19 protein-coding genes and 4 pseudogenes are annotated in these 13,738 nt (G+C 40.6%); 13 read left to right on the forward strand and 10 right to left on the reverse strand.

Annotation, left to right across the window (positions count from 1 at the left end; all coding sequences use genetic code 11):
* The first annotated feature begins 98 nt into the window (after window positions 1–98).
* Window positions 99–809 (forward strand): annotated as a pseudogene (sigK, locus tag JCM19055_RS08605) (RNA polymerase sporulation sigma factor SigK).
* Between the two features lie 62 nt (window positions 810–871).
* Here the strand turns inward: sigK and JCM19055_RS08610 are convergent.
* From JCM19055_RS08610 to JCM19055_RS31550, 10 genes and pseudogenes are all read right to left on the reverse strand, one after another.
* Window positions 872–1,147: an HU family DNA-binding protein gene (locus JCM19055_RS08610; RefSeq protein ID WP_042359455.1), complete on the reverse strand. Its 276-nt coding sequence runs from the start codon at window positions 1,145–1,147 to the stop codon at window positions 872–874.
* 168 nt (window positions 1,148–1,315) lie between these two features.
* Window positions 1,316–1,600, reverse strand: coding sequence for a cation:proton antiporter (locus JCM19055_RS08615; protein ID WP_370543056.1), 285 nt, complete (start codon window positions 1,598–1,600; stop codon window positions 1,316–1,318).
* A 78-nt stretch (window positions 1,601–1,678) separates the two neighbouring features.
* On the reverse strand, window positions 1,679–1,960 hold the full coding sequence (locus tag JCM19055_RS08620) for a Na(+)/H(+) antiporter subunit F1 (protein WP_042359456.1): 282 nt from the start codon (window positions 1,958–1,960) through the stop codon (window positions 1,679–1,681).
* Window positions 1,960–2,256, reverse strand: coding sequence for a Na+/H+ antiporter subunit E (locus JCM19055_RS29030; RefSeq protein ID WP_305047337.1), 297 nt, complete (start codon window positions 2,254–2,256; stop codon window positions 1,960–1,962). The genes JCM19055_RS08620 and JCM19055_RS29030 overlap by 1 nt, the downstream gene beginning before the upstream one ends.
* A 192-nt stretch (window positions 2,257–2,448) precedes the next feature.
* On the reverse strand, window positions 2,449–2,799 hold the full coding sequence (locus tag JCM19055_RS31545) for a hypothetical protein (protein ID WP_370543057.1): 351 nt from the start codon (window positions 2,797–2,799) through the stop codon (window positions 2,449–2,451).
* Window positions 2,729–3,931 (reverse strand): proton-conducting transporter membrane subunit, encoded by a 1,203-nt coding sequence (locus JCM19055_RS08630; protein WP_370543058.1) that lies wholly within the window; start codon window positions 3,929–3,931, stop codon window positions 2,729–2,731. Before JCM19055_RS08630 ends, JCM19055_RS31545 begins: the two co-directional genes overlap by 71 nt.
* On the reverse strand, window positions 3,924–4,262 hold the full coding sequence (locus tag JCM19055_RS08635; RefSeq protein WP_042359457.1) for a Na(+)/H(+) antiporter subunit C: 339 nt from the start codon (window positions 4,260–4,262) through the stop codon (window positions 3,924–3,926). The genes JCM19055_RS08630 and JCM19055_RS08635 overlap by 8 nt, the downstream gene beginning before the upstream one ends.
* Before the next feature lies 1 nt (window position 4,263).
* Window positions 4,264–4,698, reverse strand: a complete 435-nt coding sequence (locus JCM19055_RS08640; RefSeq protein ID WP_307189918.1) for a Na(+)/H(+) antiporter subunit B — start codon at window positions 4,696–4,698, stop codon at window positions 4,264–4,266.
* A pseudogene (locus JCM19055_RS08645) lies at window positions 4,695–7,105 on the reverse strand (Na+/H+ antiporter subunit A). The gene JCM19055_RS08640 and the pseudogene JCM19055_RS08645 overlap by 4 nt, the downstream one beginning before the upstream one ends.
* 284 nt (window positions 7,106–7,389) lie before the next feature.
* A complete protein-coding gene (locus JCM19055_RS31550; RefSeq protein WP_370543059.1) occupies window positions 7,390–7,635 on the reverse strand; it encodes a sporulation histidine kinase inhibitor Sda in 246 nt (81 codons plus the stop codon).
* A gap of 227 nt (window positions 7,636–7,862) precedes the next feature.
* On the opposite strand from JCM19055_RS31550, the pseudogene JCM19055_RS08650 reads away from it, so the two are divergent.
* The 12 genes and pseudogenes from JCM19055_RS08650 (at window position 7,863) to JCM19055_RS08690 (ending at window position 13,661) form a co-directional block, all read left to right on the forward strand.
* Window positions 7,863–8,362: pseudogene (locus JCM19055_RS08650) on the forward strand (YqeG family HAD IIIA-type phosphatase).
* Window positions 8,363–8,376: 14 nt separating this feature from the next.
* Entirely contained in the window at window positions 8,377–9,483 is a 1,107-nt protein-coding gene (gene yqeH, locus JCM19055_RS08655; protein ID WP_042359458.1) for a ribosome biogenesis GTPase YqeH, read from the forward strand.
* A 10-nt stretch (window positions 9,484–9,493) separates the two neighbouring features.
* A complete protein-coding gene (locus JCM19055_RS23335) occupies window positions 9,494–9,724 on the forward strand; it encodes a hypothetical protein (RefSeq protein ID WP_052366113.1) in 231 nt (76 codons plus the stop codon).
* On the forward strand, window positions 9,717–10,340 hold the full coding sequence (locus JCM19055_RS08660) for a shikimate dehydrogenase (protein WP_052366114.1): 624 nt from the start codon (window positions 9,717–9,719) through the stop codon (window positions 10,338–10,340). The genes JCM19055_RS23335 and JCM19055_RS08660 overlap by 8 nt, the downstream gene beginning before the upstream one ends.
* A pseudogene (gene yhbY, locus JCM19055_RS08665) lies at window positions 10,324–10,619 on the forward strand (ribosome assembly RNA-binding protein YhbY). The gene JCM19055_RS08660 and the pseudogene yhbY overlap by 17 nt, the downstream one beginning before the upstream one ends.
* Window positions 10,620–10,630: 11 nt before the next feature.
* Window positions 10,631–10,855 (forward strand): nicotinate-nicotinamide nucleotide adenylyltransferase, encoded by a 225-nt coding sequence (locus tag JCM19055_RS29035; protein WP_265181960.1) that lies wholly within the window; start codon window positions 10,631–10,633, stop codon window positions 10,853–10,855.
* Window positions 10,848–11,213, forward strand: coding sequence for a nicotinate-nicotinamide nucleotide adenylyltransferase (locus JCM19055_RS29040; protein ID WP_265181961.1), 366 nt, complete (start codon window positions 10,848–10,850; stop codon window positions 11,211–11,213). Before JCM19055_RS29035 ends, JCM19055_RS29040 begins: the two co-directional genes overlap by 8 nt.
* Window positions 11,206–11,775 carry a bis(5'-nucleosyl)-tetraphosphatase (symmetrical) YqeK gene (gene yqeK, locus JCM19055_RS08675; protein WP_042359459.1) on the forward strand — a complete coding sequence of 190 codons (570 nt, stop codon included), beginning with the start codon at window positions 11,206–11,208 and terminating at the stop codon, window positions 11,773–11,775. The genes JCM19055_RS29040 and yqeK overlap by 8 nt, the downstream gene beginning before the upstream one ends.
* Window positions 11,776–11,793: 18 nt before the next feature.
* Window positions 11,794–12,147, forward strand: a complete 354-nt coding sequence (gene rsfS, locus JCM19055_RS08680; RefSeq protein WP_042359460.1) for a ribosome silencing factor — start codon at window positions 11,794–11,796, stop codon at window positions 12,145–12,147.
* Window positions 12,148–12,160: 13 nt separating this feature from the next.
* On the forward strand, window positions 12,161–12,637 hold the full coding sequence (locus JCM19055_RS23340; RefSeq protein ID WP_052366115.1) for a class I SAM-dependent methyltransferase: 477 nt from the start codon (window positions 12,161–12,163) through the stop codon (window positions 12,635–12,637).
* The gene (locus JCM19055_RS23345; protein ID WP_052366116.1) at window positions 12,603–12,920 is read left to right on the forward strand and encodes a hypothetical protein; all 318 of its coding nucleotides are present in this window, start codon (window positions 12,603–12,605) and stop codon (window positions 12,918–12,920) included. Before JCM19055_RS23340 ends, JCM19055_RS23345 begins: the two co-directional genes overlap by 35 nt.
* A gap of 102 nt (window positions 12,921–13,022) precedes the next feature.
* On the forward strand, window positions 13,023–13,661 hold the full coding sequence (locus JCM19055_RS08690; protein WP_052366117.1) for a helix-hairpin-helix domain-containing protein: 639 nt from the start codon (window positions 13,023–13,025) through the stop codon (window positions 13,659–13,661).
* The last annotated feature ends 77 nt before the right edge of the window (window positions 13,662–13,738 follow it).

Consider the following 13,738-nt stretch of genomic DNA (forward strand, 5'->3'; position numbering starts at 1 on the left):
GGTATTTATGAAGTCGTAAAAACATCTTCTCCAAATGTGTCACCACCCAAGCTGTGTGTCGCATAGGATGACTTGAGGTGACTTGGGGAGGGATTACTATGTCTGGAATTCTTGCAGGCGCTGCATTGCTTATTAAGCAATTGATGATGTTCGTTTCATACGTGAAAAATCACGCGTTCCCGCAGCCGCTTTCTAAAGAAGAAGAGAAAGAATGTCTTGAGAAGATGAAAGAAGGGGATGAAGAAGCACGTAACAAATTAATTGAACATAACTTACGACTCGTGGCTCACATCGTAAAGAAATTTGAAAGTACAAAAGAAGACACAGAAGACTTAATTTCCATTGGAACGATCGGACTGATCAAAGGAATTGAAAGCTATTCCCCGAACAAAGGACGAAGCTTGCGACATACGCAGCACGTTGTATTGAGAATGAAATACTCATGCACTTGCGTTCTTTGAAAAAGGTACGTAAAGATGTTTCCATTAATGAACCCATCGGAGCGGATAAAGAAGGTAATGAATTAAGTTTACTTGAAATCCTTCAAGACGACGCACCTGATGTTGTTGAAGCGCTGCAATTAAAAATGGAGAAAAAAACAAATTTATGAGTGTATACATGTATTAACCGATCGAGAAAAAGAAGTCGTCATAGGTAGGTTTGGTCTTGGAGAAGACGAGGAACGAACGCAAAGGGAGATTGCGAAGGATTTAGGCATATCAAGGAGCTATGTATCCCGAATTGAAAAACGAGCGTTATTAAAGCTATTTCAAGCGTTCTATAAGAAGCAAAAGGGAGAGCAAGTCTAAAGAAAGAGAAAAGGACAGAGCCGAATCATCGGCCTGTCCTTTTTTTTAACGCTATAAGTAGACTATTCGTTAACAGCGTCTTTAAGTTGCTTTCCTGGACGGAATGCAGGGTTTTTAGTTGCTGGGATTTCAATTTCATCACCAGTTTGTGGGTTACGGCCTTTACGTGAAGCACGCTCACGTACTTCAAAGCTTCCGAAACCTACTAGTTGAACTTTGTCACCAGTCTTAAGCGTGTCCGTAATATTGTCGAATACTGCGTCTACGGCTTTTGAAGCTTCTTTTTTGGAAAGATCTGCGTGTTCTGCAACAGCATTGATCAAATCAGTCTTATTCATTGAAATAACTCCCTTTCATTACAGTTTAATCCGGGTACACTACAAATTTACTCATGAAACCTTGCTATGTCAAGTGTTCAAGGGATATTTAAGTCAATTGAAGTGATTAAAAACAGTATAGCCGAGTAATATTCATTTCAATCGTCTCCGCCATAACTCTTTCAATGCTTACCGTGTAGATATTTCTTCAGCCTTTGCATTGTCCCGTTCTGGCTTAAGTTCATCGGGGTAACTGTCGTGTAGTTCGTCGAATTGTGTGTTCTCCCATAACTCGACACCGATGCGATGTGCAGACCTTGAAATAATCATTGCCGCAACGGGTGCCGTTAGGAAAACGAATAAAATCGTGAAAAACAGTGAGAACAAAAGTGTCCCTCTGCCCATAAACGTAATAAACGTACCGATGATGATTAAAATCACACCGAGTGTAGCACTTTTTGTAGCTGCGTGCATACGCCCGTAAATGTCTTTGAGGCGTATGATCCCAAGCGAACCTAATAAGCTTAGTAGCAACCGCCAATGATGAATATACTAATGAGAATCTCGATCAATGACGACACCTCTTTCTAAGAATTTTGCAAGAGCTACGGAACCGATAAATGCTAGAATTCCGATAATCATCGTAACTTCTACATAGGCAGTTGAATCTTGTTGGATCATAATAATGCATATCAAACCAATTAAATTGAGACCGAATGAGTCAAGTGCAACAATTCGGTCTGAAGTTGTGGGACCGATTAACGCACGAATTAAACAAAGACCAATTGAGATGGACAAGATCACGAGACCAATATCCATAACTAGCTCAAACATCACTCGCCCACCTCCCTTATGGCACGTTCAAAACTATTCGTGATGTCGTCAATTACTTTCTGTCTGTCATCTACGTGCATGCTATGGATATATAGCGTCCTTGCATCGGATGAATAGTCCATTGTTAATGTTCCTGGAGTTAATGTGACGAGCATAGAGAGGACAGTAATTTCCCAATCATACTTTAGCGTCGTTGGTACAGCTATAATTCCAGGCTTGATGTCTTTATTTAGCCGAGGATTTAGTACAATCTTGATCATGTCGTAATTAGCTGTGACGAGCTCTTTAATAAACAAGCCTACTAATTTAGTGAGTGCCCATACTTTTTTTCATGTAGAAGGTTTGATTGAGTGCTCCCCTTAAAAAGTATACAATTATCGCTCCAATTACAAAGCCGATGAGTAAATCGGAACTATGATAACTTTGTTGTAAAGAAGCCCAAAGTAGCATGATTAAGATGTTAATTAGAAATTGAAATCCCATATGATCTACTCTCCTAACACCGAAGTGATATAAATCGTTGGATCTAGAATCTCATCGGCAATTTCCGTTGTGAACTGTAAAACAGGTTCTGCACCAAAGCCAATGACGACCGTTAAGATGACGAGTGGAGCAACGGAGTAAAGGAGTTTACGTACTGAGACTTTTTGTCTTTCTTCATCGTGTTTTGCTTTGCCCCAATACACAAATTTCATGATTTTAATCATCGAATAGAGTGTGAGGAGACCGACAAAGAGTGCAACCGCAACTACGATATAATTTCCTTCCTCAAGACCACCTAACACGAGCGGGTATTTTGCAAAGAAACCAGCAAGAGGCGGAATGCCAGCCAGAGACATCGCTGCGATGAAGAACAACCAAGCGAGCCATGGGTGACTGGAAAGAATACCGCCCATTTTTTTCAAATCGGACGTTCCAGTTATTTTTTTCAGTAACACCTGCAAATTGGAATAAAGCAGTTTTTACTATGCTGTGATGTGCAATGAAATAAATCGCACCGGCAATCGCAATCGGTGAAAAGATGCTAAAGCCCATCATAATATAGCCATACTGACTAATACAGTGATATGCAAGAATGCTCTTATAGTTATAACTAGCAACTGCACCAAGAACTCCAAGGATCATTGTAAATGCAGCCATAACGAGAAGTACAGTGTGCGTAAAGTCAGGGTCGTGATTAAACACGACTGTGAACATACGGATGATCGCATACAGTCCAACTTTCGTCAGCAAGCCGCCAAATAGTGCTGCAATCGCTGTTGGAGGACCTGTATATGCTCGTGGTAGCCAGAAGTAAAGAGGGAACAAGCCACCTTTAATACCGAATACAACGATAAAGAGAACGGCGATAACGTTAAGTATGTTATCTTGTCCAAGCTCAGCGACACGAACTCCGAGGTGTGCAAAGTTTAGCGTTCCAGTCGCTGCATAAATATAAGCGACTCCTGCAAGAAAGAGCATCGATGCAAACAAGTTAATGACAAAGTACTTAAATGTTTCTCGTAACTGAAAGTTTGTTGAACCATGTGCCATCAAAATGTAAGAAGAGATGAGCATCACTTCAAAGAACACGAACAAGTTAAATAAGTCACCTGTCATGAAAGACCCGTTAATTCCTGTTAGTAGGAAAAAGAAAAACGGGTAGAAGAAATATCGAGATCGAATCGGGCTAATCGTTTTAAAAGCAAAGAACAATGTAGATGTTGCAACGATTGCTGATACGAGCAACATAAATGCTGCTAAGCGATCGATGACTAGGGGAATGCCATATGGTGGCTGCCAGTCACCAAGCTCCATAACGAGCGTACCGTTTACAGCAATTGCAATAAATAAAGTTATACTGCCAATTAATAATGCAATCATCGTTATTCCACTAATGATCTTTTGTGCTTTTTCATTTTTGGAGAAAAAGATCAACACGGCACCCATGATGACAGGGATTAACAGTGGCAGGAGGACGAGATTAGTCATCGTTTGACCCCCTTAATTCGTCAAGGTTATCGGTTTTATGGAATTTATACGTACGATAGGCAATAGCAAGTGAAAACGAAGTCATACCGAAACTAATAACGATCGCTGTCAAAATTAATGCCTGAGGTAGTGGGTCGGTAAATGCTTGATCATAACGGTCAACAAGAGCTGGCATTCCTTGTTTTAACCCAGCCATCGTCAATAATAACAAGTGCGCTCCGTGAGAAAGAAGTAGCAGACCCATTACGACACGTATAATACTTTTAGATAATAATAGATAGGTTCCTACCATAAATAGAACCCCAATGCTAATCGACATGAGTAGTTCCATATTATGTGTCCTCCGCTATCGCCAAAATAATGATTAGAGCAGAACCACCAACACCTAAATAGATTCCAAAGTCAAATAAAACTGCAGTAGTAAGCTCAAATTCTCCGAAAAAGGGTAATGTGAAATAATCAAAGAACTGGGTGAGATAAGGTTTACCGACGATCGTTCCTATCAGTCCTGTAAGCAAAGATATTAAGATGCCTGCACCGATCCAATTTGCATAATTCATCGGTAGCATTTTATTTATTTTGCGTCGGTCAAAGGTGAGGTAGAGGAGTAAGATGCTTGTCGCGAGCATCAATCCTCCGATAAAACCACCACCAGGATCATTATGGCCTGCAAAGAATAAATAAATGGAAAGTGCAAGGATTAGAAATGCCGTTACACGAGTGACATGGATGAAAAGTAAATTATTTGTTTTCCATTTCATGCTCATAAATCTTCACCCTCCTTCATTCGAAGTTTTACGAGCGTTACTACAGCTAGTGCTGCTATACCAAGAACTAATAACTCAAGTACTGTATCAAGACCACGGTAGTCGACGAGAACGACGTTAACGACGTTGTAACCACCGGCAAGATCTGCAGAGTTTTCGACTTGATAGTTTGAGATTGGAATTAAGTCATGTCCTTGCTGATAAGCGTTAGCGCCGAGAGCAACTGCAGTAACTGTAATACCAACAGCAACTGAGATTATTACTCTTGGGAATGCAAAGGTTGGTTTGTCTTTTTCTTTCCTGAGACCAGGAAGGTGGTAAAACGCAAGCATAAATAAAATGACAACTACAGTTTCAACGAGCAATTGAGTCATCGCAACGTCCGGAGCACGGAAGATAACGAAAAACAAAGCAATATAGAAACCGACAAAGCGAGAACAGCAACAGCTGCAACACGCTGTTGGATAAATGGAATGGCTAATACAGATACGATAAAGAACAGCACTAAAATTGCTTCATAAACCGTAATTTCACTCATTCCTGCAAGATTGAGCCCGAAAGCATCAAACTTAAACATTGTGTACATGACAAGCAAGATTAAAAATACAGAGATAAAGGATAGGTAGTCTCGTAATCTTCCGGTCATTTGTAGCTTTGTAACGCCTGTTGAACTTGACACAAGCCCTTTTAATCCATAGTCATAGAGACCGTTGACTGGATCGCGCTCTCGCTGATAAATAGAAAGGTTCTGCCATTTTCTCATCGTGGCATACAACAGTGAACCTAGAACAACAACGGCAATCGTCATAAACAGTTCAAGTTCCCATCCGTGCCAATGGTAAATGTCGACATTAAATGCTGGATGATCTTGAGGAACACCTTGCATAATTGATGCGATCGCTGGTTCTAATAACACGGGTGAAATGATATTTGGGAAGATCCCAACGATCACTACAATGGTTACGAGAATAATTGGACTGATAAGCATCCCGATTGGTGCTTCATGAACGTGCTTTGAGAAGTTCTCAGGTTTAAATTTGCCACCAAACGTACGGAAAACGAATATGGCACAATATAAAAATGTAAATATACTCGCGACCCACCCGACGATAGGGAACCAAATGGCTGCACTTTCAATCGAGAAGATGCTGTACTCGGTCACATCGGTGAGTGCCATAAAGAATTTTTCTTTACTTAGAAAACCATTAAAAGGTGGCAATCCAGCCATTGAAGCCGCACCAATTACGGAAATCGTGAACGTCGCAGGCATGATCGTCATAAGCCCGCCGAGCTTTCGGATGTCTCTTGTACCGGTTTCATGGTCAACGATTCCAGCGGCCATAAAGAGGCTACCTTTAAATGTTGCATGGTTAAAGAGATGGAAGACGGCAGCTAATACTGCACCTGTGTAGATTTCATTAGGAACATCAAAATAAAGTGCTGCAGACCCGATGCCTAGTAAACTCATGATCATTCCGAGCTGACTGATCGTAGAGAAGGCGAGTATGCTTTTAAGATCTTTCTGACGAACGGCCGATAGTGAACCGTACAATAACGTAATCAAACCGAAGCTAGATAGAATCCAGAACCATTCTGCTGTTCCACCGAAAAATGGTGTAAACCGCGCAACGAGGTAGATTCCTGCTTTTACCATCGTGGCTGAATGTAAGTACGCACTAACGGGTGTCGGCGCTTCCATGGCGTCAGGTAGCCAAATATGGAATGGAAACTGTGCAGACTTCGTAAATGCTCCAACGAGAATTAAAATCATTGCAGCCAAGAAATACGGATGGTTAACTGCTGTATCCGCTTGAGCAATCATCTCTTGAATACTAAGTGTACCGGTAATAATGGATAGTAAAGCAATACCACCGAGCATTGTGAAGCCACCAAAAACCGTAATAAGCGTAGACTTTTGTGCGCCTTCAATTGATGCTTCGCGTTTATACCAATAACTAATGAGAAGCATTGAAGAAAGACTCGTGATCTCCCAGAAAACATATAAAACGAGGATGTTATCACTTAAAACAACCCCGAGCATTGCACCCATGAATAATAGGAGATATACATAAAAGTTATGTAATGCCTCTCGTTTCTTATCAAGGTAGTAAATGGAATAAAGGACGACTAAAAAGCCAATTCCGGTTATTAAGAGAGCAAATAAAAGCCCCCATCCATCTATAAAAACGGAAAAGTCCATTCCGAGCGTTGGGACCCATGAAATAGAATGATAATAGTAGTTGCCATTCATTACATCAGGAATGAATGTTAAAAAGTATCCAAACAACACGAGAGGAACAACAAATACGAACCAACCCGTGTGAACGGAGCGTAACCATTTGTAGAGCAGTGGGATGAAAATCGCTGCAACAAATGGTAGAAGTACTGCGAAAAGCGTTAGCGACATGGACTCCGCCCCTCCTTATTCATCATAAGATAACTAATTATTAGCTTGCGCCAATTTAAAAAAAAGTATAACCTATGCTCTACCTCCCTTGCATTAGTAAACATTCGCTTTCTATCTGTGTCATTAAATAGGAACAAAACGATTCACTTTCATGGATTTAGTTCTAATTTCCTATAATGGGTATATTTCCAGCATTATACAAGTAGAAAGCAATCGAATTAAAAATAAGTAGTGCACCTTGTGCACTACTCAAGAAGGTATACCCCTATTATCTTCAATTCAAACTAATGGTTAAGAGCGGGTGTAAGCGATCGCCGTTCTACTTCAGAACGAATAATTGCGATAAAGTCATCACTTAGCCTTAAATAGAGTGCCTTTTCATATGCTTCAAGTAACATTTCATCTGAAAGGTTTCGCATAGTTAAGCCGCGATGAGCGGGTACACCTCCTCTTACATCATTGCCTCTCTTATAATCTATTATGATCCTATCACGAACCGTGAAAGCGAACAACTTCACGGTTATCCACATAATAGAGTGGATAACATGTGTGTAGATTGTTGAAATTGTAGTTTATCCCTTATAAATATTAGCAAGAATAAGTGGATAACATTATCCACAGATTTCAGAATGCAAGAATTGTCGAAAAGTAATTCTAGTTTTTCTTAAAAGTTGAGCGAAAGAGACGGTAAAGATTGAAATAACAAGGGAAAGGCGGTATACTTTCAGTTTAGTGATAACGTTGAGGAGGCGCTCTATTGTTAGGTTTTATGGTTCCTGATCAGTTTGCGGAAAGCATTTATGACATAGATTTTGAAGAGTTAAAACAACAAGGCATTAAAGGGTTATTACAGACCTTGATAACACGCTTGTCGAATGGGATCGAGCGGATGCAACGCCAGAGCTTCTTGAATGGATCGAAATGGTACAAAGTGAAGGCTTTAAGATCACGATTGTATCGAACAACAAGAAAAAGCGAGTCGGTACATTCTCTGAACCGACGGGTGTTTCTTGGATTCACTCCGCAAAAAAGCCATTAACACGAGCTTTTCGCCGTGCTACAAAAGAAATGAATTTGACGAAAGATCAAGTCGTTGTCGTTGGAGATCAATTGCTTACTGATGTATTTGGTGGAAATCGGGGAGGCTATCATACAATTCTCGTTGTCCCAGTATCAAAGACAGACGGTTGGTTTACAAAAGCGAATCGAAGAGTAGAACGTATGGTCATGAAGCGACTTGAAAAACACAAAGAATAAAGGAGTTTTTACTTTTGAACGAGCAAATCATCTGTTCTGGATGTGGGATTCCAGTTCAAACGAAAGACAGTGACAAGCCGGGGTACGCTCCTAAAGCGGCATTAGAACGGGACGTTATTGTGTGCCAGCGTTGTTATCGGCTTACCCACTATAATGAAGTGCCTGACGTTCCACTTACGGACAAAGACTTTGATAAGCTTCTAGATGATGTATCAAAAAGTGATGCAGTAGTTGTGATGATTGTCGACCTCTTTGACGTTGAAGGTAGTTGGATGATGAAACGTAAAGACCTTAATCATTTACCGTTAGTCATCGTCGGTAACAAATTCGACTTGCTTCCACATTCTGTGAATGAGAACAAAATCAAGTTGTGGCTTAAGAAAGAAGCGATGAAGCGAGGGTATAAACCTGAGAAGATCGATTTGATGAGTGCGAATAAAAAGGCTGACGTTATGCGCATTGCAGCATTGATTGATCAAGTTCGTAATGGCAAAGATGTTTATATCATCGGCAGTGCAAACGTAGGGAAGTCAACGTTTATTAACCAAATCATCCGTGCGTTTGATGGGGATGAAGACCAGTTGATTACAACGTCGATTTATCCAGGTACGACACTTGCGTTCATTGACTTACCACTTGATGACGGAAGCAAAATGTACGATACGCCAGGCATCATTAACCCAAATCAAATGTACCGTTCTATTCCTCAAAAAGAAATGAAGTTGCTACAACCGAAACGTGAAATTAAACCGATTGTGTTTCAATTGAAAGAAGAACAAACACTGTTTATTGGTAGTTTAGCAAGGTTTGATTTTGTGTCAGGTGAGGCGAACCATTTCGTTTGTTACTTCCCGGAGAAATTCACACCTCATCGAACGAAATTGTCACAAGCAGATGATTTGTATGCACGTCATAAAGGTGAAACAATCCTTTCACCCCCTTCTAAGGAAGCATTAGAAGAAGTACCACCTTTAAAAGCAGAGACGTTTACGATTGCACACGACAAAACAGATATCGTCATTCCTGGTCTTGGCTGGGTAACTGTTGGTCATAAAGGAGCGGTCGTTACCGTTCATGCTCCTGAGAATATTAAGGTTACCTTAAGAGAAGCGATCATTTAAGGAGGATCATATGGACAATTATGCAGTAATCGGAAAACCGATTCATCATTCCATGTCGCCATTTCTACACAATGCCCATTTTGACCAACAAAACGATGCTGCATATTATACGGCCTATGAAGTGGACTTGAGTGAGTTAGAACAAACGGTTGCAGCGTTCAAGACGTTAAAGGTTCGAGGCTGGAATGTCACGGTTCCGCATAAAATCGCGATTATGCCTTTTTTTAGACGAGTTGAGTGAAGAAGCAGCTCGAATCGGTGCAGTGAACACTGTCGTTCAAGTTGATGGAAAGCTGATTGGATACAATACCGATTCAAGAGGGTATTTAAACGCCCTCCTCTCCATGACTGGAGAGTCGTTAAAAGAGATGAATGTGCTCGTTGTCGGAGCGGGTGGTGCCTCGCGGGCGGTCGTTTACGGACTTATGGATTATGGCGTTACAAAGCTTTCAGTGACAAACCGTACCGCCTTAAAGATTGAAGAGATGCAGCGTGACTTTATTGAAGTAGGAACGATAAATAGCTTAACCTTAGATGAAGCCAATGAATGTCTTGAGCAGTTTGATCTTGTCATTAATACAACGTCAATCGGTTTAAACGGAGAAGATTTGAATTTCTTAGCATCGAATAAGTTAAAAGAAGGCGTGTATTTAAGCGATTTAATTTATAATCCTGACGTGACAACTTGGCTGAATACGAACAAACATAAAGCACGTGCGATTCAAAACGGACTCGGGATGTTTGTTGAGCAAGCGGCACTTGCCTATGAATATTGGACAGGCAAACGTGCAGATCGACCTGTTATGGAAAACTTAGTAAAAAGAAAGCTGGGAATTGAACATGAAGTTAACAAATAAGCAGTTAAAATACCTTGCGGAGAAGCGAATGCATTGAAGCCGATCTTTCAAGTCGGCAAAGCAGGAGTGAATCCGAATCTTATTGACCAAGTAAAAGATGCTCTTGAAGTAAGGGAATTAATTAAAGTTAGTGTGTTGCAAAACTGCCCTGAAGACAAATCTGTTGTCGCTACGAAAGTATCGGAGAGAAGTGGAGCAGCGCTCGTACAAGTGATTGGGTATACGATTGTGCTCTACAAACCTTCAAAAGAGAACAAGCAAATTCAGTTACCGCAATAAGGAGCTACTTTATGCGCAGAAAGGTTGGCATTCTTGGAGGTACATTTGATCCTCCGCATTACGGCCATCTTGTCTTGGCAGAACAAGTCCTAGATCAAACGCAAGTCAATGAGATCTGGTTTATGCCGACAAACGTACCGCCACACAAGAAAAATGAAGGCATGGCTACAAAAGAACAGCGACTCAAGATGGCTGAGCTTGCAATTAAAGACCAGGAGCGTTTTTTTTGTGAGTGATGTTGAGTTTGAACGTTCAGGTCCTTCTTACACGATTGATACGATTGCAAAACTTCAACGTGCTTATCCAGACGATACGTTTTTCTTTATTATTGGCGGGGATATGGTCAATCAACTAGAAGATTGGTATAAGATTGAACAGTTAAAGAAGCTCGTGACGTTTATCGTTGCAGAACGACCCAATGACCCTTTATCACATAAACAAAAGATGAACCCTGCGTTCATTTATGTGTCGATTCCTCAATTGGATTTGTCATCATCAACGATTCGCGAGCGGGTTAAATTGAATCAGAGCATTCGTTACTTGTTGCCAGAAAACGTTCGAGTGTTTGTAAAGGAGCATGGCCTTTATGAATAACGAAGAGATTCGAAAAATAGTCGAAGACGTTTTACCAGAACAAAGATATAAACATACGCTTGGTGTCGCTGAAACGGCAATAGAGTTAGGTGCTAGATTTGCACCAACGTTATGTGAAGCTTCTTTAGAACGTGCGAGCTTAGTGCATGACTATAAGAAACCTTTCGGTAGAGTAGAGCTTACAGAGCTATTACAGCAGTATGAACCGGATGAGGATTTTTCCAGCTACGGTGGCGTCTTATTACACGGACCTGTAGCTGCGTATTTATTAAAGGAAGATTTTGGGATTGAGGATGAGGAAATCTTTCATGCCGTCTACTACCATACGACTGGCAGAGCGAAGATGTCCTTGTTCGAGAAGATTATCTTCCTAGCTGATTTTATCGAGCCAGGACGACATTTCCCTGGTGTGCATGAAGTACGTAAATTAGCAGAAAAAGACCTTGATTTAGCTGTCTTAGAAAGCTTACGTAGCACGATTCAACATTTGTCAGCAAAGCATGTATTAATTCATCCATTAACATTATCCGCATATAACGATCAAGTGAGAACAGCAAAGTAAAGGAGCGTTTACGAACGTATGAATAATAAAGAATTGTTAAAGGTTGCTGTCCAAGCAGCGGACGGTAAAAACGCACAGAACCTCATGGCATTAGACATGAAAGGAATTTCCATCCTTGCCGACTATTTTATCATTGGTCACGGAGGATCAGTGAAGCAAGTTCAAGCGATTGCCAATGAAGTGAAATCGATGGCTGAAAAAGCTGGTGCTGAAGTGAAGCGTATGGAAGGATATCAAGAAGGTCGTTGGGTACTCGTTGATCTTGGTGATGTTGTTGCACATATTTTCCATGAAGAAGACCGCCTATACTACAACATTGAAAAACTGTGGGGCGAAGCTGATCAAGTCGAGATTAGTCAAATGCTCGCATAAGGAGTGGTCGCCAGTGTACCGTGAAGGTGCGAGTTATTATGATTTTCTAATGAATGAAGCGCCATATGAGCGTTGGAAAATGTGGGTCGATGAGCGATTACACATGGCAAACAAAACGGGACCACAGTCGATTCTAGACGTTGGCTGTGGCACTGGAACATTTATGTCACTTATAATGCGTGATGGTCACGATGCAACTGGGGTAGATGTGTCAGAAGACATGTTAGCCATTGCTGATTCGAAGATTCGTCGTGAGACGAATCAAGTGCCGCAATTATCTTGTCAGAACATGGCGGAGCTCTCATTGCCACAAACCTATGATGTCATTACAGTTTTATGTGATTCTTTGAATTATGTGATTGAAGAGCAGGACGTACAACAGGCGTTAATGAAGTTTTATGAGCATCTTAATCACGATGGAATGTTACTGTTTGATGTTCATTCCATTCAAAAAAATGACAGAAGAGTTTCCTGGTTTTTCTTATGGTGATAACGATCCTGCACAGAGTTTAATTTGGAACAGTTATGCCATTGAAGATGTTCATGGGGCTGTAGAGCATGAACTATCGTTCTTTGAAGAAACTTCATCAGGACTATACAAACGTTATGATGAACTTCATACACAACGGAGCTTCGCTATTGAAACCTATGTATCTTGGTTAGAAGAAGCTGGCTTTACAGAAATTAGTGTCGTTAAAGACTTCACGCATGATCGTGCAAGTGATCAAGATGAACGGATCTTTTTCGTAGCTAAAAAACAAATTGATCAGTAAAATGAGGCTGTAGTATACTTTTACTAAGTAACTACAGTCTTTTCCTCGTACGTCCCTTCCTTATTCTTTATTCCAACTGTTGCTCACAATTTGTATCTGGAGGTGATTTCATTCGAACGTTTAAAAGAAAATTGGAAATGGTTTGTTGCCACACCGATTGTAATTGGTTTAATTGGTAGTGTTTTGTTATGGCAATTTTTATCTGAACCGGCTGTTCAAAGTAATGACGAGGAGATGCTCTTCACATCTTTAGAACAAATTGAGGGAAAAGAAGAGCTGGAACCGGAAGAAGATCTGGTGTTGCCTACAACATTATTTGTGGATGTAAAAGGAGAAGTCAGAAAACCTGGCGTCTACGAACTACAACACGATGACCGCATAGTTGATGCTATATATATTGCAGGAGGGCTTTCGGAAAATGGGAGCGATCTTGCGATTAATTATGCGCAAAAGCTTGTTGACGAAATGGTTATTTACGTTCCTCACATTGACGATGATCTTGAACAAGGAGAAATTTGGGAAGCGAATGTAGGGCAAGCTGAAGAATCAACGCGAGTAAACCTGAACCAAAGCAATGAATTAGAGCTGCAAACATTACCAGGAATCGGACCGTCAAAAGCAGCTGCAATTATTTCGTATCGCGAAGAAAATGGACCGTTTCAAACGATTGAAGAATTAACAAATGTTCCTGGATTTGGAAGTAAAACGTTTACAAATCTAGAATTGTTAATAGAAGTGTAATAATTATTTGACGAATCCATAAATAGTCATTGTTTTTCGAGATTTACTATATTACAATCAGAACATCGCATTGAAGG

The sequence above is a fragment of the Geomicrobium sp. JCM 19055 genome (assembly GCF_000698185.1).
GTDB classification, from domain to species: Bacteria; Bacillota; Bacilli; order Bacillales; family Marinococcaceae; genus Geomicrobium_A; species Geomicrobium_A sediminis.